Origin of the sequence: Roseomonas sp. 18066, from assembly GCF_902706185.1 — a bacterium.
Classification (GTDB): domain Bacteria; phylum Pseudomonadota; class Alphaproteobacteria; order Acetobacterales; family Acetobacteraceae; genus Pseudoroseomonas.
Window position 1 is genome coordinate 14,780 of record NZ_CACSJM010000007.1, and the last position, 22,365, is coordinate 37,144.

General features: G+C 69.3%; 21 protein-coding genes. 14 read left to right on the forward strand and 7 right to left on the reverse strand.

The window, feature by feature from the left end:
- Window positions 1-159: 159 nt before the first annotated feature.
- Entirely contained in the window at window positions 160-873 is a 714-nt protein-coding gene (locus GVN67_RS02565; RefSeq protein WP_159992705.1) for an orotate phosphoribosyltransferase, read from the reverse strand.
- 51 nt (window positions 874-924) lie between these two features.
- Here GVN67_RS02565 and GVN67_RS02570 point away from each other — a divergent pair, with 51 nt between their 5' ends.
- From GVN67_RS02570 to GVN67_RS02580, 3 genes are all read left to right on the forward strand, one after another.
- The gene (locus tag GVN67_RS02570; protein ID WP_159992706.1) at window positions 925-1,878 is read left to right on the forward strand and encodes a mitochondrial fission ELM1 family protein; all 954 of its coding nucleotides are present in this window, start codon (window positions 925-927) and stop codon (window positions 1,876-1,878) included.
- Window positions 1,879-1,977: 99 nt separating this feature from the next.
- A complete protein-coding gene (locus GVN67_RS02575) occupies window positions 1,978-3,051 on the forward strand; it encodes a tartrate dehydrogenase (protein WP_159992707.1) in 1,074 nt (357 codons plus the stop codon).
- Window positions 3,052-3,196: 145 nt separating this feature from the next.
- Window positions 3,197-3,436 (forward strand): hypothetical protein, encoded by a 240-nt coding sequence (locus GVN67_RS02580; RefSeq protein ID WP_159992708.1) that lies wholly within the window; start codon window positions 3,197-3,199, stop codon window positions 3,434-3,436.
- Window positions 3,437-3,527: 91 nt separating this feature from the next.
- Here the strand turns inward: GVN67_RS02580 and GVN67_RS02585 are convergent, their stop codons facing one another.
- Complete coding sequence (locus tag GVN67_RS02585) at window positions 3,528-4,322, reverse strand: hypothetical protein (protein ID WP_159992709.1); 795 nt, start codon at window positions 4,320-4,322, stop codon at window positions 3,528-3,530.
- Between the two features lie 63 nt (window positions 4,323-4,385).
- Between GVN67_RS02585 and GVN67_RS02590 the strand changes: the two genes are divergently transcribed.
- Together GVN67_RS02590 and GVN67_RS02595 are read left to right on the forward strand one after the other, a co-directional pair.
- Window positions 4,386-5,972 carry a YcjF family protein gene (locus GVN67_RS02590; protein ID WP_159992710.1) on the forward strand — a complete coding sequence of 529 codons (1,587 nt, stop codon included), beginning with the start codon at window positions 4,386-4,388 and terminating at the stop codon, window positions 5,970-5,972.
- Between the two features lie 59 nt (window positions 5,973-6,031).
- Window positions 6,032-6,490, forward strand: coding sequence for a MarR family transcriptional regulator (locus GVN67_RS02595; RefSeq protein ID WP_159992711.1), 459 nt, complete (start codon window positions 6,032-6,034; stop codon window positions 6,488-6,490).
- On the opposite strand, the gene GVN67_RS02600 is transcribed toward GVN67_RS02595, so the two are convergent.
- Window positions 6,472-7,302, reverse strand: coding sequence for a sulfite exporter TauE/SafE family protein (locus GVN67_RS02600; protein ID WP_159992712.1), 831 nt, complete (start codon window positions 7,300-7,302; stop codon window positions 6,472-6,474). The two genes, GVN67_RS02595 and GVN67_RS02600, sit on opposite strands and share 19 nt — an antisense overlap.
- A gap of 101 nt (window positions 7,303-7,403) precedes the next feature.
- Here GVN67_RS02600 and GVN67_RS02605 point away from each other — a divergent pair, with 101 nt between their 5' ends.
- Together GVN67_RS02605 and GVN67_RS02610 are read left to right on the forward strand one after the other, a co-directional pair.
- Window positions 7,404-8,168 (forward strand): sulfite exporter TauE/SafE family protein, encoded by a 765-nt coding sequence (locus tag GVN67_RS02605; protein WP_235034908.1) that lies wholly within the window; start codon window positions 7,404-7,406, stop codon window positions 8,166-8,168.
- On the forward strand, window positions 8,165-8,881 hold the full coding sequence (locus GVN67_RS02610) for an aspartate/glutamate racemase family protein (protein ID WP_235034909.1): 717 nt from the start codon (window positions 8,165-8,167) through the stop codon (window positions 8,879-8,881). The genes GVN67_RS02605 and GVN67_RS02610 overlap by 4 nt, the downstream gene beginning before the upstream one ends.
- A 3-nt stretch (window positions 8,882-8,884) precedes the next feature.
- On the opposite strand, the gene GVN67_RS02615 is transcribed toward GVN67_RS02610, so the two are convergent.
- Window positions 8,885-9,379, reverse strand: a complete 495-nt coding sequence (locus GVN67_RS02615) for an ankyrin repeat domain-containing protein (RefSeq protein ID WP_159992713.1) — start codon at window positions 9,377-9,379, stop codon at window positions 8,885-8,887.
- Between the two features lie 179 nt (window positions 9,380-9,558).
- On the opposite strand from GVN67_RS02615, the gene ggt reads away from it, so the two are divergent.
- Both ggt and GVN67_RS02625 read left to right on the forward strand, forming a co-directional pair.
- Window positions 9,559-11,262: a gamma-glutamyltransferase gene (ggt, locus tag GVN67_RS02620; protein WP_159992714.1), complete on the forward strand. Its 1,704-nt coding sequence runs from the start codon at window positions 9,559-9,561 to the stop codon at window positions 11,260-11,262.
- A 138-nt stretch (window positions 11,263-11,400) separates the two neighbouring features.
- Complete coding sequence (locus tag GVN67_RS02625) at window positions 11,401-12,297, forward strand: DMT family transporter (RefSeq protein WP_235034910.1); 897 nt, start codon at window positions 11,401-11,403, stop codon at window positions 12,295-12,297.
- Window positions 12,298-12,317: 20 nt separating this feature from the next.
- On the opposite strand, the gene GVN67_RS02630 is transcribed toward GVN67_RS02625, so the two are convergent.
- Together GVN67_RS02630 and GVN67_RS02635 are read right to left on the reverse strand one after the other, a co-directional pair.
- Complete coding sequence (locus GVN67_RS02630) at window positions 12,318-13,367, reverse strand: DUF563 domain-containing protein (RefSeq protein ID WP_159992715.1); 1,050 nt, start codon at window positions 13,365-13,367, stop codon at window positions 12,318-12,320.
- A 90-nt stretch (window positions 13,368-13,457) separates the two neighbouring features.
- Entirely contained in the window at window positions 13,458-14,783 is a 1,326-nt protein-coding gene (locus GVN67_RS02635) for an FAD-binding oxidoreductase (protein WP_159992716.1), read from the reverse strand.
- Between the two features lie 246 nt (window positions 14,784-15,029).
- On the opposite strand from GVN67_RS02635, the gene GVN67_RS02640 reads away from it, so the two are divergent.
- Window positions 15,030-15,971 carry a glyoxylate/hydroxypyruvate reductase A gene (locus GVN67_RS02640; protein ID WP_159992717.1) on the forward strand — a complete coding sequence of 314 codons (942 nt, stop codon included), beginning with the start codon at window positions 15,030-15,032 and terminating at the stop codon, window positions 15,969-15,971.
- Complete coding sequence (locus tag GVN67_RS02645) at window positions 15,971-16,741, forward strand: class II aldolase/adducin family protein (protein ID WP_159992718.1); 771 nt, start codon at window positions 15,971-15,973, stop codon at window positions 16,739-16,741. The genes GVN67_RS02640 and GVN67_RS02645 overlap by 1 nt, the downstream gene beginning before the upstream one ends.
- A 276-nt stretch (window positions 16,742-17,017) precedes the next feature.
- Here GVN67_RS02645 and GVN67_RS02650 read toward each other — a convergent pair whose 3' ends face one another.
- The gene (locus GVN67_RS02650) at window positions 17,018-18,625 is read right to left on the reverse strand and encodes an ABC transporter substrate-binding protein (RefSeq protein ID WP_235034911.1); all 1,608 of its coding nucleotides are present in this window, start codon (window positions 18,623-18,625) and stop codon (window positions 17,018-17,020) included.
- Window positions 18,626-18,978: 353 nt separating this feature from the next.
- Here GVN67_RS02650 and GVN67_RS02655 point away from each other — a divergent pair, with 353 nt between their 5' ends.
- From GVN67_RS02655 to GVN67_RS02665, 3 genes are read left to right on the forward strand one after another with little or no spacing between them, the layout of a single operon-like run.
- Window positions 18,979-19,761 (forward strand): class II aldolase/adducin family protein, encoded by a 783-nt coding sequence (locus tag GVN67_RS02655; RefSeq protein WP_159992720.1) that lies wholly within the window; start codon window positions 18,979-18,981, stop codon window positions 19,759-19,761.
- Window positions 19,758-21,419, forward strand: coding sequence for an amidohydrolase (locus tag GVN67_RS02660; RefSeq protein WP_159992721.1), 1,662 nt, complete (start codon window positions 19,758-19,760; stop codon window positions 21,417-21,419). The genes GVN67_RS02655 and GVN67_RS02660 overlap by 4 nt, the downstream gene beginning before the upstream one ends.
- Window positions 21,420-21,423: 4 nt before the next feature.
- Window positions 21,424-22,365: an ABC transporter permease gene (locus GVN67_RS02665; RefSeq protein ID WP_159992722.1), complete on the forward strand. Its 942-nt coding sequence runs from the start codon at window positions 21,424-21,426 to the stop codon at window positions 22,363-22,365.

The following is a 22,365-nucleotide window of genomic DNA, read 5'->3' on the forward strand; positions in this document are numbered from 1 at the left end:
GCGCGACCTGCGAGGGCGCGATATTATATTAAAACTGCGTCCCGCCGTGATGCCCTGGTGCCGTTGGTGTGGCAGCGCAGGTCACGTCACGGCCGGTGAACAGAAAAAAGATGGGGGTCTGGGGGAATTCATTCCCCCAGCCTGCCCGATCTCTTCGCTTCAGCCGGCTGCCTTGATCTCTTCCACGCTGCCGATCCCGCCGTGGTCCTTCGACCACCCCGTCGGGTTCTCCAGGAACTTGCGCACTTCCTTCAGGGCGCTTTCCGAGAAGTAGGGGCGTTCGCGGCAGACCTCGAGCACGTCCCACCAGGTGCAGAGGTGGATCAGGTTCAGGTTGATCTCCTTCAGGCGTTCCTGGCCGCCCGGGAAGACGCCGTAGAAGAACACCACGAAGGTGTCGTCGCAGATCGCGCCGGCGTCGCGCAGCGCCTGGGCGAAGCGGATCTTGGAGGCGCCGTCCGTGGTCAGGTCCTCGACCAGCAGGGTGCGCTTGCCTTCCGGCACGTCGCCTTCGATCTGGGCGTTGCGGCCGAAGCCCTTGGGCTTCTTCCGGACGTAGGACATCGGCGCCATCATCCGGTCGGCGATCCAGGCGGCGTAGGGGATGCCCGCGGTCTCGCCGCCGGTCACGGCCTCGATGGTCTCGTAGCCGATGTGGCGGCCGATCTTCTCCACCGCCAGGTCGCAGATGCGGTTGCGGGCGCGGGGGAAGGAGATGATCTTGCGGCAGTCGATATAGACCGGGCTTTTCCAGCCGGAGGTGAAGGTATAGGGCTCCTCGGGCCGGAAGTTGACGGCCTTGATCTCCAGCAGGATGCGGGCGGTGGTGAGCGCGGCGTCGCGGTCCCAATCGGAGGCGTGGGTCGAGGACATGGCAGGGTCTCCTTTGGTCGGGGTTGGTAACGCCGGGCGCGCGGCGCGTCCATGACGGAAGCGATTTCGTGCCCCGAGTCGCGCCTCTGGGTTCTGGCTGACCCGCGGGCCGGGACCGCCGCCCAGGCGCTGGGCATCGCCGAGCGGCTAGACCGCCCTTTCACCACCGTGCCGCTGGACTGGGGGCGGCTGGCCGGGCTGCCCTGGCCCTGGCCGACGCGGATCGGCCTGACCGGCGCGGCGCGGGCGCGGCTGGCGGCGCCCTGGCCGGACTTGGTGATCTCGGCGGGGCGGCGCTCGGTGCCGGTGGCGCGCTGGCTGGGGCGGCGCGGGGCGCGGCTGGTGCATTGCATGCGGCCCGGCACGGGGGCCGCGGATTTTTCCCTGCTGGTGCTGGGGCGGCATGATGCGCCGCGGCCGGCGGACAATGTCTTTCCCATCCTGGGCGCCTGCCACCGGGTCTCGGCGGCGGCGCTGGCCCGCGCCCGGGTCGAATGGGCCGAATTGGGCGACCTGCCGGGGCCGCGGGTGGCGCTGCTGCTGGGCGGCGCGGTGAAGGGGCGGGGCCAGGGGCTGGACCCGGCCTTGGCCCATGCGCTGGCGGCGCAGGCGGCGGGCTTCGGCGGCAGCGTCATGGCCACCACCTCCCGCCGCAGCGGCGCGGCTGCGACGGCCGCGGTGGCGGCGGCGCTGCAGGGGGTGCCGCACCGGCTGCATGGCTGGGGGGCCGCCGGGCCGAACCCCTATATGGGCTTCCTGGCCTGGGCGGATGCCATCGTGGTCACCGGCGATTCGGTCTCGATGCTGAGCGAGGCGCTGGCCACCGAGGCGGCGCTGTTCATCGCCGAGACCACCGACGCGCCGCGCCAGCGCCGGCTGTGGCAGAGCCTGTTCGACAATGGCCAGGCGCGGCCCTTCGGCGCCGCCGCCGCGCTGTTCGACCGCGCGCCGCTGGACGAGCCGGCCCGCGTCGCCGCCGCGATCCGGGCGCGCGGCTGGGCCTGAGCACGGCAGAAACTGCTGTCGGCGGCGGGAGAGGGGACCTTGCCCTGCTGGCGGGGCGCAGTACCTTCGCCGCCTGATTTGGATCGGAGGGAAGCCCGCATGTCGCGCAAGTACCGCATCGCCGTCGTGCCCGGAGATGGCATCGGCAAGGAGACCGTGCCGGAGGGCCTGCGCGTGCTCGACGCCGCCGCCCGCCGCTTCGGCTTCGAGCTCAGCCTCAGCCATTACGACTGGTCGTGCGAGACCTATGCCCAGACCGGCCGGATGATGCCGGAGGATGGCATCGACCAGCTGCGCGACAGCGACAGCATCTTCCTCGGCGCCGTGGGCTGGCCGGGCGTGCCGGACCATGTCTCGCTCTGGGGCCTGCTGATCCCGATCCGCCGCGAGTTCGACCAGTATATCAGCCTGCGCCCCTGCAAGCTGATGCCCGGCGCCAAGACGCCGCTGGCCAACCGCACCCCGGCCGAGATCGACTTCTACGTCGTCCGCGAGAACACCGAGGGCGAATATTCGGCCTCGGGCGGCAAGATGTTCGCCGGCACCGAGCGCGAATTCGTGACGCAGGATGCCGTCTTCACCCGCAAGGGCGTCGACCGCGTGTTGAAATACGCCTTCGAGCTGGCGCAGACCCGGCCGCGCAAGAAGGTGACCAGCGCGACCAAGTCGAACGGCATCATCCACACCATGCCGTATTGGGATGACCGCTTCGCCGAGATGGCGAAGAACTACCCGGGCATCACCACCGACCAGTTCCACATCGACATCCTCTGCGCGCATTTCGTGCAGCATCCGGACTGGTTCGACGTCGTCGTCGGCTCCAACCTGTTCGGCGATATTCTTTCGGATCTGGGCCCGGCGGTGGCCGGCTCGATCGGCATCGCGCCGTCCGCCAACATCAACCCTGAGAAGGCGCATCCCTCGATGTTCGAGCCGGTGCATGGCTCGGCCCCCGACATCGCCGGCAAGCACATCTGCAACCCGATCGGCCAGATCTGGTCGGGCGCCATGATGCTGGAGCATCTGGGCGAGAAGGAAGCCGCCGACGCCATCACCCGCAGCATCGAGACGCTGCTGGCCGAGGGCGGCCCGCGCACCCGCGACATGGGCGGCCAGGCTTCGACCTCGGATGTGGGCAAGGCCCTGGCCGAGGCGGTGGCGAATGGCGGCTGAGCCCGCCGGCTGAGTCGCCCTTGTCGTTCAAGGCCTTGGCGGGGAGGGGGAGAGCAACCTTGTACCCTTCCCCGGATGGGCCTATAAAACGGCGGGATGAGTTGCGAGTTATTCTCAATTGGCTCGCAACTGCAGGAGAATGCGGATGGGCAACGACTTCAGCCACATCACCCGCCGGTGCGAGCGGGCTGTGGTGACGGCGTACCGCGAGCTGCGGGAGACCGGGAACAACGACCTCTCGTCGTTCCGGGCCTGCACGGCGCTGTATCGAATTCACCACCCCGAGGCCTCGGTCAACGAGGCGCGGCGGCTGGTGTCCGAATGGATCGACCACCACGTGGTGCGGGGCGAGCAGGGGCCGACCGACGGCTGCGAATGCCCTTGAGCTGAGGCTTGGGGCGCGCCCTGCCGGCCGCCCTGGCACCAGCGACGACCGAACCGCCCGCGAGGGCGGTTTTTTCGTGGGCGGGTTCCCGTCAATGCCCCGGCGCCGGGCGCAGCAGAAAAGAACGCAGCCCGGTATCGGCCACCGCATCGGCCAGGGCGGCGAAGGGATAGACGGCGATCGACCAGGGCCCGGCCCCGGTGAAGGCCAGCAGCCCCGGATAGATGGCGAGGCGATAATACAGCAGCGCCCCCGCCACCGGCGCGGCGAGCAAAAAAATCCGGCCGATCAGATGGCCGAGCAGGATCGGCGCCAGGTGGTCGGCCAGCGCGAAGGCGGCGCGGTCCGGCGTCAGCCCGAGCTTGCGCTCCAGCACCACCAGCGTCTCCTGCAGCACCTGGGCGCCGAAGCCGTCGCGCGGCAGCTCGTCGCGCAGCTCGCGGTGCTGGGCGCGGATCAGCTGGAACAGCAGCAGCCGGGTCTGCGCCAGCGGCGGCAGCCGGGTGACCAGCCAGAAGCGCAGCTGCGGCCAGGCCAGGCGGGCCGCGGCCACCAGCCCATAGGCGGTCCAGGCGAGGGCGGCGAAGACCACCAGCCCGGTGCAGATCCGCTCGATCTCCGGCAGGCCCATGGCCACCGTGGTGCCATGCAGCAGCAGCAGCGCCGCCAGCAGCGCGAAGGACGGCCACAGCGCGCCGACGATCTGGTCGACCACCGCCGTGTCCAGCAGGGCGCGGGCCAGCGGGCCGGTCAGCCCCTTGCCGTTCTCGAAGGCCTCTTTTAATTGCCCGCCCCAGCGGGCGGCCAGCCAATCGCCCAGCTGCCGCCCGGCCGCCGCCGCTGCCGCCCCGGTCACCGCCCCGCCTGTCGCTGGTGCTTCCGCCATGCCGGCTCCTCGACCTTTCGGGGTAGTTTGCTAGCCTGTGCCATGAACGCAACCGGGCGGCCGATGGATCATCCTGCTTCGCTGCTGCTCGACCTGCCCGGCCTGTTCCTGGCCGTCTCCGCGGCCGCCCTGGCCCCGGTGGAGGAGGCGCTGCGCCGCCTGGCGCCGGACCCTGCGCATCCGCCGCCGCCGCCGGGCATGCCGCACCTGCTGGCCGAGGCGCTGGAGCAGCTGGGCCGCAGCCTGGCCGGGCCGGGCGGCTTCGGCGAGCCGCAGGCGGACCTGGCCGCCGCGGCGCTGGCCGCCGGCGACCACCCGGTGCCCGGCAGCGCCACCCTGCCGGAGCTGGAGGGCGAGGTGCTGGCCCGCCTGGCCGGCCCCGACACGGCGCCGCTCGGCGCGCTGGCGCTGGCGGTGGCGCGGCTGCGGCACGACCGGCTGCGGCGGGCGCAGCGCCTGGGCATCGCCCCCCCCTCGCCGGTGCTGCGGCGGCAGGGGGCGGTGGCGCGGCGGCTGCCCTCGGCGGCGACCGTCTTCGACGCCTTGCGCGGGCTGGTCGGCAACAACCTGCTGTTTGCGGACTTCCAGAAGCAGGCCGAGGAGGAGCGACGCCGCATGGGACGGGTGAATATCCTGATCGCCGGCAAGACCGGGGTGGGCAAGAGCACCCTGGTCAATGCCGTCTTCGGCGACCAGGTGGCGCTGACCGGCATGGGCCGCCCGGTCACCCAGGACATCGCCTGGTACGAGCCGCCGCAGCTGCCGCTGCGCCTCTGCGACACCAAGGGGCTGGAGATGGCGGATTTCGCCGCGACCCTCGGCGCGCTGGGGCAGGAGATCGAGAAGGGCAATGCCAGCGGCGACTTCGACCAGCGGCTGCATGTCCTGTGGCTCTGCATCGCCGAGCCCGGCGCGCGGGTCGAGCAGGGCGAGCGCGCCGTGGTCGAGCTCTGCGCCCGGCATGGCATCCCGGCGCTCGTCATCCTGACCAAGGCGATCGGCCCGCGCGCCTTCGAGGAGGCCGTCCGCCGCGAGATCCCCGGCCAGCGCGGCATCGTCCGGGTGCTGGCCGAGAACTGGGACGACCGCGCCCCCTTCGGCCTCGACGTCCTGATCCAGGCGACCGAGAGAATATTGCCCGAGGCGCGGCAGGCGGCCTTCATCGCGGCGCAGCGCGTCGATGTGGAGCGCAAGCGCAAGCGCGCCATGAAGATCGCCGGCGGGGCGGCGGCCTCGGCGGCGGCGGCGGCGGCGGTGCCGATCCCGCTGGCGGATGCCGCCGGCATCTTCGCCATCAATGTCGGCATGGTGGCCGGCATCGCGGTGGCCATGGGCGTCTCGATGGACCGCGACAGCATGATCGCCATGGCGGCGAGCCTGGCGGGCGCCCTGGCGACCTCGGCCGGCGGGCGGATGATCGCGGGCCAGGTGCTGAAGCTGGTGCCCGGCATCGGCAGCATCGCCGGCGGCGCCATCACCGCGGCCGTCGCCGGCAGCGCGACCTATGGCCTGGGCTACGGCTTCACCGAATATCTGTGCCGCTTCCATGCCGCCCAGGGCCATATGCCGGCCGGCGACGAGCTGCGCGACGGTTTTCGCCGGTTCTGGGAAAACTGGAAGGACAAGGAGAAGTCGCCGCCGCGCGGGTGAAGCCGTGCTAGGCTCGCTTCCCTGGGGCCTGGAAAGCATGGCGCCAGACGGAGGCTTCGGTGACGGTCGAGGTCCAGGATTCCGCGACGATCCTGCGCGCGGTGCTCTCGCTGGGGCGACGGCTGCGGGCGGCGCAGCCGGCCGGGGGCATCTCGCTGTCCGGCATGGCGCTGCTCGGCACGCTGAGCCGGCAGGGGCCGATGCCGGCGGCGCGCCTTGCCGAGGCGGAGGGGCTGCAGGCGCAGTCGCTGACCCGGCTGATCGCGGCGCTGGAGCGCGCCGCCTGCATCGCCCGCCGCCGCAGCGAGGCGGACCGGCGGGAAATCGTCATCACCCTGACCGAGCGCGGCAAGGCGGCGCTGGCCGAGGACCTGCAGGCGCGGCGGCTGTGGCTGGAGCGCGCCATGGCCGAGGCGCTGGGCGCGGCCGAGCGCGGCGCGCTGCAGCAGGCGGCGGGGGCGATGCTGAAGCTCGCCACCCACCGGTCGGCGACGCTGGCTCAGGAAAACAGCGCGTAGAACATCCGCGCCGCGGTGATCGCCAGGAAGACGGCGAAGGCACGCTTGAGCATCAGCGGCGGGATGGTATGCGCCAGGTGCACGCCCCAGGGCGTCGCCAGGATCGAGCTCGGCACGATCAGCGCGAAGCCGATCAGGTTGACGTAGCCGATCGAATAGGGCGGCAGGTCCGCCACCCCCCAGCCGCCATAGAGGAAGCCCAGCGTCGCCGGGATCGAGATGATCAGCCCGAAGACCGAGGCGGTGGCGACTGCCGAGCGGATCGGCGTGCCGAACATCGACAGGATCGGCACGCCGACCGTGCCGCCGCCGATCCCCATCATCGCCGAGACCGTGCCGATGAAGCCGCCGATGCCCCAGAGCCCGGGCCCGCGCGGCGTGGTGTCGCGGATTTTGAAGTCGACGCCGGTCAGGCCCATGTTCAGCGCCACCAGCAGCGCGATGGTGGCGAAGACCGCCGACAGCGCGTCGCCCTTCAGCCAGATCGCCAGGATGGTGCCCAGCACCACGCCGAGGATCATCGACGGCCAGATGGCCTTCAGCAGCGCCGTGTCGATGGCGCCCTTGGCATAATGCTTCCGCGCCGAGACGATCGAGGTCGGGATGATGGTGGCCAGGCTGGTGCCCACGGCCAGCTTCATCTGCACCGCCTCGGGGATGCCGAGGATGGGGAAGACGTTGAACAGCACCGGCACGATGACGATGCCGCCGCCGACGCCCAGCAGCCCGGCGAGGGTGCCCGACAGCAGGCCGGTCAGCGCCATGGCGAGCGCGAGCCCCGCGAGCCAGAGCGGGTCGGACATATGTTCCATGCAGGGGATACCTTGGCGGCGGGGTCTGGACGTTGCAGCTTTATGGTTCGCGGGCGGCGCCGCCGTTTCTGCTTACACCCCTGTCCCGGTTCCGTCAGCCCGTGCCCCTGTTGATCACCGATCCCTGGTTCTATGCCCTCGCCATCCCGGCGCTGCTGATCACCGGTATCAGCAAGGGCGGCTTCGCCTCCGGCGGCGGCAACCTGTCGGTGCCGGCCATGGCGCTGCTGCTGCCGGCGCCGCAGGCCGCCGCCATTTCGCTCCCCGTGCTTTGCGCCATGGATATCGCCGGCCTCCGCGCCTGGTGGGGCCGGTGGAGCAGGCGCGAGATGCTGGCCATCATCCCCGGCGGGCTGCTGGGCATCCTGCTCGGCAGCCTGGCCTTCGGCGCCATGAGCGACCGGATGACGAAACTCATGGTCGGCGTCATCGCCCTCGTCTTCCTGGCGCGCAGCCTGTGGCAGGCGCGGCGCGGCGCGGCGCCCACGGCCGCCAGCCCCAGCCGGTGGCGCGGCGGCTTCTGGTCCACCGTCTCCGGCTTCACCAGCACCATCGCCCATGCCGGCGGGCCGCCGCTCGCTGTCTATCTCTACCCGCTTCGGCTGGAGCGGGCGCAGCTGGCGGCCACCACCGTCGTCTTCTTCGGCGTGGTGAACTACGTGAAGCTTGTGCCCTATGCCCTGCTCGGGCAATTGAGCGCCACCAACCTGCTCACCAGCCTGGTGCTGCTGCCGCTGGCGCCGATCGGCGTGCGGCTTGGCGTCTGGCTGCACGGGCGCATCAGCGACAAGGTCTTTTATCAGTTGATCCATGTTCTTCTGGCGGTCACCGGGATCAAGCTCGTCGTGGATGGGCTGGGCCTGTGACCGTCTTCCCCGAAAGCCCCTTCCTCGGCGTGCTCGGCGGCATGGGGCCGCTGGCCAGCGCGCAATTCATGCTGCGGCTGACCCTGCTGACGCCGGCGGCGCGCGACCAGGACCACCTGCCGGCGCTGCTCTGGTCCGACCCGCGCATCCCCGACCGCAGCGCCGCGCGCCTGGCCGGTGGCGAGGACCCGCTGCCCTGGCTGGTGCGCGGCCTTCGCGGGCTGGAGGCGGCCGGCTGCGGCGCCATCGCCATCCCCTGCAACACCGCGCATGGCTGGTTCGAGGGCATGCAGGCGGCGACCTCGCTGCCGATCATCCACATCGTCGACGCCGCCGCCGACGACCTGCTGCGCCAGGGCATCGCTTCCGGCGTCATCGGCCTGATGGGCACGGCGGGGACGCTGGCCATGCGGCTGTACCAGGACCGGCTGGAGGCCCGCGGCTATACCTGCATCCAGCCGACCGAGGCCGAGATGGCGGCGCTGGTCTCGCCCGGCATCGCGCTGGTCAAGGCCAACCGCGTGGCCGAGGCCTATGCCCCGCTGGCCGAGGCGGCCTCGGCGCTGAAGGCGCGCGGCGCCGCGGCGGTGGTGCTGGGCTGCACCGAGATCCCGCTGGGCATCCAGGCCGGGCCGCAGGCCGAGATCGGCCTGCCGCTGGTCGACACCATCGACGCCCTGGCGCTGGCCGCGCTGCGCTGGGCGGGGCGGTAGGCGCTACGCCAGCAGGGCGAGGGCGTTCCGCGCCCCCATGCCCTTCGCCATCTCGGCGGCCGTCTTGCCCGTGGCGTCGCGCCGGGTCTTGTCGGCCCCGGCCTCCAGCAGCCGCTGCACCAGCAGGTCGCGGTTGAACATCGCCGCCACCATCAGCGCCGTGCGCCCGTCCGGCCCGGCGCCATCCGGCTGCGCGCCATGCTGCAGCAGGGCGTCGACGATGGCCGAGGCCTCCTTGAACACCGCGCCCGCCAGCGGCAGCTGCCCGTGGTCGTTCGCCTGGTTCGGATCGGCGCCTTTCGCCAGCAGCAGCCGCACGGCCGCCTCCCGCCCGTGATAGGCAGCCAGCATCAGCAGCCCGTCGCCGCGCGCGTTGCGGATATTCACCGGCAGCCCATGCGCCAGCGCATCCTCCAGCAGCTCGGTGTCGCCAGCCCGCGCCGCGTCGAACAGCTTCGTGGCCAGCGCCTGGAGGGCTTCGGGATCGTCCTGGGTCATCGCCTCGGGCTCCTGCGGTCGGTGCTGCAGGCTTGATGGCGCAAGGCGCCCCCCCTGGACAAGCCGGAACCACGGCGCGAGCTTGTGGGGACCTGTCCGCCAGGGAAGCGCTTCGACCAGGGCGCGGCCCGCACCGCCCTTTTCCGCGCCGTCGGCGCCGCCTGCACCGGGATCGCCCCATGACCGCTCTTCCGAACTCCCCCTGGCGCGACCGCGCCGGCAGCCGCTTCGCCCGCGAGAAGCAGCCGGCCCTGGCCAGCAAGGGCATGGTGGTGACCAACCACCCGGTGGCCTCCGCCGCCGGCGCCGAGATGCTGCTGGCCGGCGGCAACGCCATCGACGCCGCCATCGCAGCGCTCTTCACGCTGACCGTGGTCGAGCCGATGATGGTCGGCACCCTGGGCGGCGGCGTCGCCCATATCCGCCTGGCCGATGGCCGGCACCTGGTGCTGGATGGCCTGTCCACCGCGCCCGCGGCGGCGACGGCCGACATGTACCGCGCCCTCTCCGACACCCTGCCCGACTACCAGGAGACCGAGGGCCGCAAGAACGCGGTGGGCGTGCTCGCCATGGGCGTCCCCGGGGCGCTGGCCGGCTGGTGCCAGGCGCTGTCCGACCACGGCACCCTGCCGCTGGCCGAAGTGCTGCGCCCCGCCATCCGCGCGGCGTCCGAGGGGTTCCGCGTCACCGCCTACCTGACCGGCGCCATCACCGACGCGGCGACCGACCTGGCCCGCGACCCGGGCCTGGCCGCGACCTTCCTGGCCGATGGCACCCCGCCGCGGCCCGGCACCCTGCTGCGCCAGCCGCTGCTCGCTGACAGCCTGCGGATGATGGCCGACCAGGGCCCCTCCGTCCTCTATGGCGGCCAGATCGGCCGGGCGCTCGCCGAGCACATGGCCGCCAGCGGTGGCCTCATCACCCTGGCCGACCTCGAAGCCTACAGCGTGGTCGAGCGCGCCCCGATTGTCGGAAAATATCGCGGCTTCGAGGTGCTGGCCCCGCCGCCGCCCTCCTCCGCCGGCGTCCACATGACGCAGATGCTGAACCTGCTGGAGGGCTATGACCTCGGCGCCCTCGGCTCCGGCAGCACGGCCACCATCCACCTGCTCGCCGAGGCCCTGAAGATGGCCTTCGCCGACCGCGGCGTCGCCACCGCCGACCCGGCCTTCATCAAGGTCCCCGTCGACCGCCTGACCTCGAAGGACTACGCCGCCGAGCGCCGCGCCCTCCTCAAGCTCGACGCCGCCCAGGACTGGACCCCCGGCATCCCGCCGGCGGAATCGGCCAACACCACCCATGTCACGGTGGCCGACGCGGCGGGCAACATCGTGGCCAGCACCCAGACCATCAACAGCCTGTTCGGCGCCCGCTTCTCCATCCCCGGCACCGGGCTGATCGCCAACAACTACATGTTCAACTTCGACCCGCACCCGGGCAAGGCGCTGTCCGTCGCCCCGGGCAAGCGCGTCTTCACCTCCATGGCGCCCACCATCGTCCGCCGCGACGGCAAGCCGGTCTTCGCCCTCGGCCTGCCGGGGGGCCTGCGCATCTTCGGCTCGGCGATGCAGGCGGTGATCAACCTGATCGACCACGGCATGGAGCTGCAGGACGCCGTCGAGGCTCCCCGGGTGTGGACCAACGGCCATACCCTGGAGCTCGAGCCCACCATCGACCCCAGCCTGGACGCCGAGCTCTCGGCCCTTGGCCACAAGGTCCAGCGCATGAAGCATATCGGTGGCGGCATGGGCGCGGTGCGCTTCCACGACAACGGCATGATCGAGGGCGCGGCCTGCTGGCGCGCCGACGGCACGCCCGTCGGCATCTCGGGCGGGCTGGCCCGGGCGGACGTGCGCTTCGATCCTGAGGTCGGGCGCCGGTAAAAAAGGTCGGGGGAAGGAATTCCCCCGAACCCCCATCTTTTTTCTGTCTGTGCTGCCGCGCGCCAACATTCCACGCTAAGCAGCACACCGTCGGCTCCCCCCAACGCCGGGTGAGAAGAGCCGCACGGGAAGATCGCTGTGTCGACACGCCTGCGCCTGCCATCAGGCGCCTCCGGCGGCATCGCCCTGATGCTGCTGGGGGTGCTGTTCTTCGCCGTCAACGACACGCTCGGAAAGTGGCTCGTCGGCGCCTATTCGGTCGGCCAGCTGCTGCTGGTGCGCAGCATCTCCGGCCTCTGCGTCATGGCGCCCTTCAACCGCCGCCTCGGCCCCGCACCCTTCCTGCAGCCCGCGCGCCCCGGCATCCAATTCCTGCGCATCGCCTTCTCGACGCTGGAAACCTCGCTCTTCTTCTGGGCCCTGACCGAGCTGCCGCTCGCCGAGGTCATGACCTACTACATGGCCGGCCCGATCTACGTGACCGCCCTGTCGCCCTTCCTGCTCGGCGAGCAGGTCGGCTGGCGCCGCTGGACGGCCGTCGCCATCGGCTTCGGCGGCGTGGTGCTGGCGCTGCACCCCTCGCCGGACAGCATCAATTTCGGCGCGGTCTGCGCGCTCGTCGGTAGCTTCAGCTACGCCTGCTTCATGGTCGCCACCCGCAAGCTGGCCAGCACCCGCGGCGAGGTGCTGATGACCTACCAGCTCACCGCCGCGCTCATCTTCGGCGCCGTCTTCGTCGCCATCGAAGGCTGGGCGACGCCGACCCTGCTGGATCTGGTGCTGATGCTCTTCCTCGGCGTCGGCTCGCTGATCGGCAATCTCTGCGTCAACCAGTCGCTGCGCATCGCCCCCGCCTCGACCGTGGTGCCCTACCAGTACACCCTGATCCTGTGGGGCATGCTCTTCGGTTTTCTTTTCTTTGACGAGCTGCTGAGCCCGCTGACCATGGCCGGCGCCGCGATCATCGTCGGCGCCGGGCTTTTCATCTTCCTGCGGGAACAGCAGCTACGAAGAGCAAAAATAAAAATACAATAATTCATCGTAATCAAAAATATTCATTTAATACTTTGCGGAAGATATTCATTTAGAAAATTAATCGAAAATCCAAATGGAGACTCGAGTATATCTTTGTATTTGATATTATTGCCGTCTGCGACATAGAATGTTGAATGCTGATCTTTAATGAAGGCAGAGCATGCGAAGTCTGCTGGTAGAAAATTCGTGTGTCCGAATACTGTGAACCGGCCCTCGATTTGAAACTGAGCCAGATGCATTTGAGATCCCACGCAGCCGGCAATATGAGTCGCGCGTCGGCACATAATTATCTGCTCGAGAAAAGGCATCGCCTCAGGATTTATCGCCGAAAATCCATGATTTTCGTAGAAGGTACAAATTCTCTCCTGCTCCTCGACATTCCGTCTCAGGGATGATCGATTCAGAAATACTTTATCCGGAAATGAAAGTTTGGAGCGTGCATCCGCTGACTGAGAAATTTTCTCCCAGGTGGCAGAAATTTTTCTGGAGTACTTTCCAAACAGATGGATGGCCTGCATTGGGATGAGGAGATTTTTCACCCTGAGAACATCTCTGCCTGAGACTGAGATGAAGCGATTCCTAGGGATACTCAAGAGCTCGCTGATCGTCTGGAGAATGTTATTGGATTCAATGCCAGACATAAATATGGGCATGTCAGAAGGAAGTTCAGGCAGCGCCCAGAGACGCGATAGGCACTCCGTAATGCAGTGCCCGAATTCCCGGTGCGAATTACCAAGAAAGATGCCGGTGGGAATTTGATGTGTCGATGAAATTTTAATCGGCTTATCGCCAATATCAATTAGAGCTTCATTCGGATCGTCAAATATCTTTTTTGGAAAAATGAATTCTTTTTCTTTGCCGATGCCACAACGCTGGAGCAAGGAATCGGAAACAATCCTGCCGTCGCTATCCACGGCGATATAGCCCCTGTCGCTGGGGACGATTTGGGCGTCCGAGACAGAAATTACTTTAATATAGTCTTCTTCTAGAATCGATTTGTCGTTCTGGAAGTAACCGAAGCCGTTTGACCATATGGGGGCGTGGAAATCCGCTTCCTTAAAAACGTTCATCGAGGATCCAAAGATGTGACCTGCATCAAAATTAAGATCGTTTTGAATTAATAATCAAGTGAAATGTCGCCGCCTTGTTAAGGGGTGCCGTCACGCCGCCATCATCCGGTCGATCTTGTCGCGCAGCCGGTACCAGCCGCCGACGAACGGCAGGAACCACGGCGTGCCGCCATAGCCGGGCGGGGTGGGGAAGGGCAGGCCGTCCAGCGCGAAACGCTGGTTCGCCGCCCCCGCCAGCTTCAGCGCCACATTGTGCCCCAGCCAGCTTGCCATCGCGACGCCCGAGCCCTGGCAGCCGGCGGCATAGTGGATGCCCTCCTCCACGCCGATATGCGGCAGGAAGTCGAAGGTGAAGGCGACGTTGCCCGTCCAGGAATGCGTCAGCTTCACCGAGCCCAATTCGGGGAAGACCTCGCGCATCATCCGGTGCAGCACCGGCGCCGCCTGCTCTGGCGTCGTCGGCGAGAAGCTGGCCCGCCCGCCCCACAGCACCCGGTTGCTGTCCGGCGCCGGGCGGAAGTAGTTCAGCACCCGCTTGCTGTCGCCCACCATCCGCCGCCCCGGGAACAGCCGGTCGATCGTCTCGGCCGGCAGCTCTTCCGTCGCGATGATGTAGGAGCCCACCGGGATCATCCGCTTCGCCAGCCACGGCATCGCGCTGCCGCCATCCGGCTGCTTCGAATAGCCATTGGTGGTGACCAGCACCGCATCCGCCCGGATCTCGCCGCGCGAGGTGGCGAGACGGAAACCGGAACCCTCGCGCCGGATGCCCTGCACCCGCGTCTCGTCCACCAGCAACGCGCCAGCGCGCTCGGCGGCCTCGGCCAGGCCGCGAGCATATTTGCCGGGATGCAGGCTGCCGCTCGCCTCGGTCACCATGCCGCCGAAATAATGGTCGCTGCCCAGCGCCTCATGCTGCCGCTCGCGCGGCACCATGTAGACCGGCATGCCGGTTATCTCGGCCAGCTTCGGGGCGCGTGCCGCCTGCGCCGCGTAATGCCGCGGCGTATAGGCCGGGTTGAAGCGGCCGGAGCGGCGGTAGTCGCAGTCGATCCCCTCCCGCGCCAGCAGTTCTTCAAGGAAAGGAAAACTGGCGGCGGCGGCGGCGGTGATCGCCTGGATCTTCTCGGGCGCCAGCTTGCCGCCCAGCGTCTTGCCCAGGACCTTCAGCCCGCCCGAGACCATGCCGCCATTGCGCGACGAGGCGCCCCAGCCGATCCGCTCGGCATCCAGCACCACCGGCCGGTGCCCCAGCCGGCACAGCGTCAGCGCCGCCGACAGCCCGGCATAGCCGCCGCCGACGATCGCCACCGCCGCCTGCTCCGGCAGGCCGTTGCTCCGCGGCACCGGCTGCGCTGCCTCCCACCAATAGGGCGCGGTGCTGAAGCCGGGGGCGAAGAGCGGGTTCTCGGTCATGGCAGGCCCTGATGCGCGGATCGGGCGAAAGCCTCGCCCTGCCGCCCCCCTCTGACAAGGGGCCGGACAGGCCTGATCGGCGCCGCCGCGACCCGGATTGCCCATCGCTTGCCCATCCTGGTCAAACGGCTGGCGCATCCCCCCTGCTGCGGTGCAAAAAGCGGGGTCCAGGCGCCCCCCGGCCCCTGGACGCGGCGCGGCCGCGGAGGCAGGCTCCGGCCGCTTGAGCAGAGGGTAGGCGGGATAGTGGTCAAGGTTCTGGTGAAGTCGGGCGGCGAGGCGGCCGTGCCGGAGTGGCGCGAAGGCTTCCAGGCATATGACCCGCGGGTCAGCGCGCATTGGTGGGAAGACGCCAGCGTGGCGCCCGAGGCGGTCGACTACGTGGTGGTCTGGGAGCCCAAGGCCGGCTGGCTGAAGACCCTGCCGAACCTGAAGGTGGTGTTCTCCTCCGCCGCCGGCGTCGACCACATCACCTGCGACCCGGAATGGCCGCGCCACCTGCCGCTGGTGCGCATGGGCGGCGACGCCGTGGCCCAGCGCATGGGCGAGTACATCGTCTGGTCCTGCCTCTCGCTGCTGCGCGACACCCGCCACTATGCCGTCGGCCAGGCCAGCAAGACCTGGTCGGTGCGCGAGGGCTGCTTCACCGCCACCGAGCGCCGCGTCGGCATCATGGGGCTCGGCAACCTGGGCAGCCAGGCCGCGCGGATGCTGCAGGGCGTCGGCTTCCAGGTGCAGGGCTGGGCCCGCTCGCGCAAGGAGCTGCCGGGCGTGGTCAGCTTCGCCGGCGCGGCCGAGCTGCCGGCCTTCCTGGCCAGCACCGACATCCTGGTCTGCCTGCTGCCCTCGACCCCCGAGACCGCCGGGCTGATCGACGCGGATCTGCTGGCCCAGCTGCCCAAGGGCGCGGCGGTGGTCAATGCCGGCCGCGGTGCGCATCTCGTGGTGCCCGACCTGCTGGCCGCGCTCGATGCCAACCATCTGTCCGGCGCCGTGCTCGACGTCTTCGAGGTGGAGCCGCTGCAGGCCGAAAGCCCGCTCTGGTCGCACTCCAAGATCATCGTGACGCCGCACGCGGCCTCGCTGCCCAGCCGGCTGGACCGCGCCCGCTACGTCGCCACCGCCATCGCCGATTTCGAAGCGGGGCGGCCGCTGCCCAACCTCTTCGACCCAGAGCGAGGCTACTGATGGCACTGCCCCCGCCGCCCGTCCGCCCCGACCCCAGCCGCGAGTTCACCGAGCAGGAGCTGCGCGAGGACCTCGCCTGCGCCTATCGCCTGATGGCGCATTTCGGCATGACCGACCTGGTCTACACCCACCTCTCGGTCCGCATCCCGGGGGAGGGCCACCGCTTCCTGGTCAACCCCTACGGGCTGATGTTCGACGAGATCACCGCCTCCAGCCTGGTCGCGGTCGATGCCGAGGGCGAGCCGCTGCAGAACACCAGCTGGCCGGTGAACCCGGCCGGCTTCGTGATCCACTCGGCCGTGCACCGCGCCGTCGAACGCGCCCAATGCGTGATGCACACGCACACGCTGGCCGGCATGACGGTGGCCGCCCAGGCCGGCGGGCTGCTGCCGCTGAACCAGATGAACATGGAGCTGCACGACCGCGTGGCGATCCATGACTACGAAGGCATCGCCGCCGACGACAACCTCGACGAGCGCGAGCGCATCGTGGCCGACATGGGCGACAAGCCCTGCCTGATCCTGCGCAACCACGGCCTGCTGACCATCGGCCGCACGGTGGCCGAAGCCTTCTACTGGATGTACTACCTGGAACAGTCCTGCCGCATCCAGGTCGCCGCCCAGTCCACCGGCGTCGCGCTCTCCATGCCGCCGGCCGACATGGTGGCCCGCGTCCGCGCCCAGGCGAAGGACTCGCCGGTGAAGGGCTGGCTGCCGTGGCAGGCCCTGAAGCGGAAGATGGACCGGGAACAGCCGGGATATCGGGATTAAGGTTTGGGGCAGGCCAGGGGAATGAATTCCCCTGGACCCCTTCTTTTTTCTGTCAGACTGCCGTGTCCACGTGACGACAGTAAGTGAAACGGCCAATCCGCAGCGCGACCTCTGAGGTCGCGCTGTTTTTGTATGAAAACGGCGTCCCGCCGTGATGCCCGGGCGACGGTGCCGTTGAGGCGCAGGTCACCCCACGGCCGACAGATCAGAAAAAAGATGGGGGTCTGGGGGAATTCATTCCCCCAGCCTTCAAGGCCTGTCTTCAGAAACCTGCCCTTACTTCCGCTCGACGTTCCAGAACACCGGAACGGTGGCGGCGAGGATCCCCGACAGGTTGCTGCGCCAGGCCGACTTGGTGCGGAACTGGCCGGCGTTGATATAGGGCAGCACCTCGTAGGCGCGGGCGTGGACGGCCTCCAGAAGGGCGGCGCGCTTGGCGGCGTCGGCTTCTTCCCACCAGGCGCGGCGCAGCTCGTCCAGCTTGGCGTCGCAGGGCCAGCCGGTCAGGCCGCCTTCGCAGGGACTGGCCAGGTAGAAGTTGGACAGCGGGTTGCCGGCGTCCAGCGCGTTGGCGATGGTGACGAAGGCGTTCCAGCCGCCCTGGCTCGGCGCCTCGCGGCGGTTGCGGCGGACGGTGACGGTGGCCCAGTCCAGGGTCTGCACGTCCATGGTCAGGCCGGCGCGCTTGAACTGCTCGGCCAGCACCAGGGTGGAGCCGTGGTTCAGCGGGTTGTCGGCGCCGTCCAGGAAGACCACCGGCTGGTTGGTGTAGCCGGCTTCGCGCAGCAGGGCGCGGGCCTTGTCGACATCCGGGTTGCGCAGGCCGACGGCGCCGGCGGCGCTCTCGATCGGCGTGCCGCACATGAAGTAGGCCGGGCAGTAGGGCACCTGGTCCTCGGCCGGGATGCCCATGCCCTGCAGCACTTCCTTCTGGTCGATGGCGTGCAGCAGGGCCTGGCGCACGCGGGGGTCGTTGAAGGGCGGCTGGCTGTGGTTGAGGCGCAGCCAGACCATGCTGCCGATCGGGTTGATCAGGCCGACGGTGACGCCGCGGGAGCGCTGCAGCAGGGGCAGCAGGTCGGGGGCGGGGTGCTCGATGAAGTCGATCTCGCCATTGGTCAGCGCGCTGCCGGCGACGGCGGCGTCGGGCATGGCGACCCATTCCAGGCGGTCGATCTTCACCACCTTGCCGCCGGCCAGGCCGTCGGCGGGCTCGGGGCGGGGGCGGTAGTTCGGGTTGCGGCGATAGACCGTGCGGTCGCCGATGCGCCAGGCGCCGGGATCGAGGATGAAGGGGCCGGACCCGGTGGGGTCGGTGATGGCCGTCGTCGCCGGGGTCTGGGCGATGCGCTCGGGCATGACGAACAGGGCGCTGCCGGTGGCGCGGGCGAGCGATTCGGTGACCGGGCCGAAGGGGCGGGCCAGCTTCAGCTCGAAGGTCTTGTCGTCGACGACGTCGAGCGAGGCGGTGGCGGCGAGCAGCGCGCGGCCGACCACGTCGCGGGCGCCCCAGCGGCGGATTGAGGCCACGGCATCGGCCGCGCGCACCGGCTGGCCGTCATGGAAGGCGAGGCCTTCGCGCAGCGCGAAGCGGTGCGTCATGGCGTCGGCCGAGACGGTGTAGGCGCCGACCATCTGCGGCTGCGGCAGGCCCTTGCCGTCGAGGGCGAAGAGCTGGTCGTAGACCATGAAGCCGTGGTTGCGCACGAAGGCGGCGGTGGACACCACCGGGTCGATGCTGGTCAGCTCGTTGCTGAGCACGACGCGCAGCGTGCCGGTCGGCGCGGGCGTCGTCTGCGCTTGCGCCGCGGCGAAGGGCAGCGCGGCGGCGATGCCAACTGACAGGAGCGCGCGGCGCGACGCGGCGTGGAGGCGCTGGAGCACGGGGGGCATCCTTCTGGAGGGCGCTGATGGGCTGGGCGGGCGATTCCGCGCGGTTTCACCCTATCAGGGTCGTGAAGTTTGCAGCAGGGTGGCAGCAACTTACGGCGCGACAAAAGTGTTGGGCTGCAGGTTGCGGATTTTCGCGGCCGGGGCTATCCCGGCAAGGTATCGCAGGGCGCGCGGTCGCCTTCGCTGCACTGCGGTGGAATGCCGCCGCATTGGGCGCCTAAAGCACGGATTTGCCTGGGGCACAGGCAAGCCGGCTTTGTGCTGCGTTGCACAACTCTCACGACCGGTTGACGGGGCCAAGCGCGGCGTTGGACAGTCCCCTCCATCAGAGGGAGTTGGGGCTCATGAACATCGCCACGCCGCCGGCACGGATGGCCTGCTCCGAGGAAGAGTGGCGCGTGCGCTGCGACCTCGCGGCGCTGTATCGCCTGGTCGCGCATTTCCGCATGACCGACTTCATCTACACCCATATCAGCGCGCGCGTGCCGGGCCCTGACCACCACTTCCTGATCAACAAGTATGGCGTGCTGTTCGACGAGATGTGCGCCAGCGACCTCGTCAAGATCGACCTGCACGGCAATGTCGTGGAGGAGGATGGCGCCTCCAAGCCGGTCAACGCCGCCGGCTTCACCATCCACTCCGCCCTGCACATGGCCAAGGAAGACGCCTTCTGCGTCGTCCACACCCACACCGCCGCCGGCATCGCGGTTTCCGCGCAGAAGCACGGGCTGCTGCCGATCAGCCAGCATGCGCTGAAGTTCTACGGCCACCTCGCCTATCATGGCTATGAGGGCATCGCGCTCGACCTCGACGAGCGCGACCGGCTGGTGCACGACCTCGGTGCCCACAAGGCGATGATCCTGCAGAACCACGGCCTGCTGGTGGCCGGGCGCAGCATCCCCGAGGCCTTCAACCTGATCTATTATTTGGAGCGCGCCTGCCAGGCGCAGGTCGCGGCCCTGGCCGGCAGCGGCCTGGACCAGCTGGTGCTGCCGCCCGAGGAGGTGCGCCAGCGCACCGCGGCGCAGTTCAACGGCAATCCCGAGAAGTCGCTGGCGCATAGCGAATGGGCCTGGGCCTCGGCGCTGCGGCTGATCGAAGGCAGCAAGCTGGACTGGCGCGCATGACCGCCGACCTTCTGATCACCGGCGGCCGCATCTTCCGCGGCCTCGCCGGCGGCTATGCCGAGGCCATCGCCATCAAGGACGGCCGCGTGCTGGCCGTGGGCGATGCCGCGTCGGTGTCCGACGCTGCGGGCGCCGCCACCAAGCGCATCGACCTGGGCGGGCGCGTGGCCGCGCCCGCGCTGAACGAAGCGCATATGCACCTGCTCTCCTATGGCCTCGGCCTGAGCCAGGTGAACCTCCGCGCCGAGGAGGTCCGCACCCTCGACGAGGTGCTGTCGCGCATCTCGAAGGCTGCCAAGACCACGCCGAAGGGCCAGTGGATCCTCGGCCGCGGCTATGACCATGGCGAGCTCGATATCGGCCGCCACCCGCTGGCCGAGGAGCTGGACCGCGCGGCGCCCGACCATCCGGTCTTCATCACCCGCACCTGCGGCCATGTCGCCGTCGCCAACACCGCGGCGCTGCGGCTGGCCGGCGTCAACCACAACACCCCCGACCCTGAGGGTGGCGCCATCGAGCGCAAGAACGGCAAGCTCACCGGCCTCTTCGCCGAGCGCGCCATGCGCCTGGTGCGCGACAAGATGGCGCCGCCGTCGGAAGGCCAGATGGTCGACGCCATCGAGGCCGCCGGGCGCAACCTGGCGGCGCTGGGCTTCGCCTCGGCCTCCGACATGAATGTCGGCATGACCGGCGGCATGGCCGAGATCGACGCCTTCCGCCGCGCGGCCGCCGACGGGCGCCTGCTGCAGCGCATGTGGCAGGTGCTGGCCGGCAATCCGGAAGGCATCGCCGACGAGGCCTATGCCGCGGGGCTCCGCCCGAACTTCGCCCGCGGCGAGGATGCCGAGGAGCTGCTGGCCTGGGGCGCCGTCAAGGTGTTCGGCGATGGCTCCGCCGGTGGCCTGACCGCGGCCTTCTTCGACCCGTATCTCGAGAGCGCCGGCGGCGGCACGGGCATCTTCTGCTTCCCCGACGACAAGATGCATTCGCTGCTGGCGAAGTTCCACAAGCAGGGCTGGCAGCTCGACATCCACGCCATCGGCGACGCGGCGATCGAGCAGGTGCTGGTCGGCATGGAGCAGGCGAGCTCGGCCGAGATGCCGATCGACGGCCGCCGCCACCGCATCGAGCATTGCGGCTTCCTCAACCGCGACCAGCGCCGGCGCATGCTGAAGCACGGCATCATCCCGGTGCCGCAGCCGGTCTTCATGTATGAGTTCGGCGATCTCTACGTGAAGAACCTGGGCCTCGAGCGCACCGAGGTGGCCTATCCGATGCGCACCTGGCTGGAGGAAGGCCACCACCCGGTCGCCTCCTCGGACAGCCCGGTCTGCACGGTGGATCCCTTCATCAACCTCTATGCCATGGTCACCCGCAAGAGCAACCGCGGCACCGTGCTCGGCGCCGGCGAGACGCTGACGCCGGAGCAGGCGATGCATTGCTACACCTGGTGCGGCGCCCATGCGCAGTTCGCCGAAGGCGATCGCGGCACGCTGGAGCCGGGCATGCAGGCCGATATCACGGTCTTCTCGCGCGACCTTTTCGCCTGCGCGCCGGAAGAGATCCTGACCACCAAGGCCGACCTGACCTTCCGGGGCGGCCGCGCGATCTTCGATCGCCATGGCGAGGCTGCGGCCCTCGCGGGGGCTGCGGACTAACACAATGCTGCGTCATGTACTGCAACGCCTGCTGACCACCATCCCGGTGATGCTGGGCGTCCTTCTGATTGGCTTCCTGCTGATGCAGGTGGTGCCGACGGACCCTGCCATCGTCCGCGCCGGCCCCACCGCCACGGTCGAGCTGGTCAACGAGATCCGGCGCGAGCTCGGCCTCGACCAGCCGCTCTATGTCCAGTTCGGCATCTATCTGTGGAAGCTGCTGCAGGGTGACCTCGGCGTCTCCATCATCAACAACGTCGCGGTGACGCAGGAGCTGTCGGGCACCATCGGCCCGACGCTGGAGCTGATGTTCGCCTCGCTGTTCTGGTCGATCCCGATCGGCATCGCGCTGGGCACCATCGCCGCCTATTGGCGCGGCTCGGTGCTGGACCGCGCGGTCACCGCCTTCTCGGTGGCCGGCGGCTCGGTGCCGGTGTTCTTCCTCGGGCTGATGCTGATCTGGTATGTCGGCTTCCAGTGGCAGCTGCTGCCCTTCACCGGCCGCGGCGGCCCGCTCTGGACGCTGGAAGGCTGGCAGTCGGTGGCGCTGCCCGCGCTGACGCTCGGCGGCACCTTCATCGCCCCCGTCGCCCGCATGACCCGCACCGCGGTGCTGGAGGTGCTCAGCGCCGAGCATGTCCGCACCGCCCGCGCCAAGGGCCTGAGCGAAAGCGCGGTGGTGCTGCACCACGCGCTGCGCAACGCGCTGATCCCGGTGGTCACGCTGATCGGCCTGCAGATCGGCTTCCTGCTCGGTGGCGCGGTGGTCACGGAGACGGTGTTCTCCTGGCCGGGCGTCGGGCGGCTGGCGGTCGGCGCCATCCTGTCCTCGGACTTCCCGATGGCGCAGGGCACCATCATCGTGCTGTCGCTCGGCTTCATCCTCGTCAATCTGGTGGTCGATGTGCTCTATGTCGCGCTCGACCCGCGCATGCGGGGGCATTGA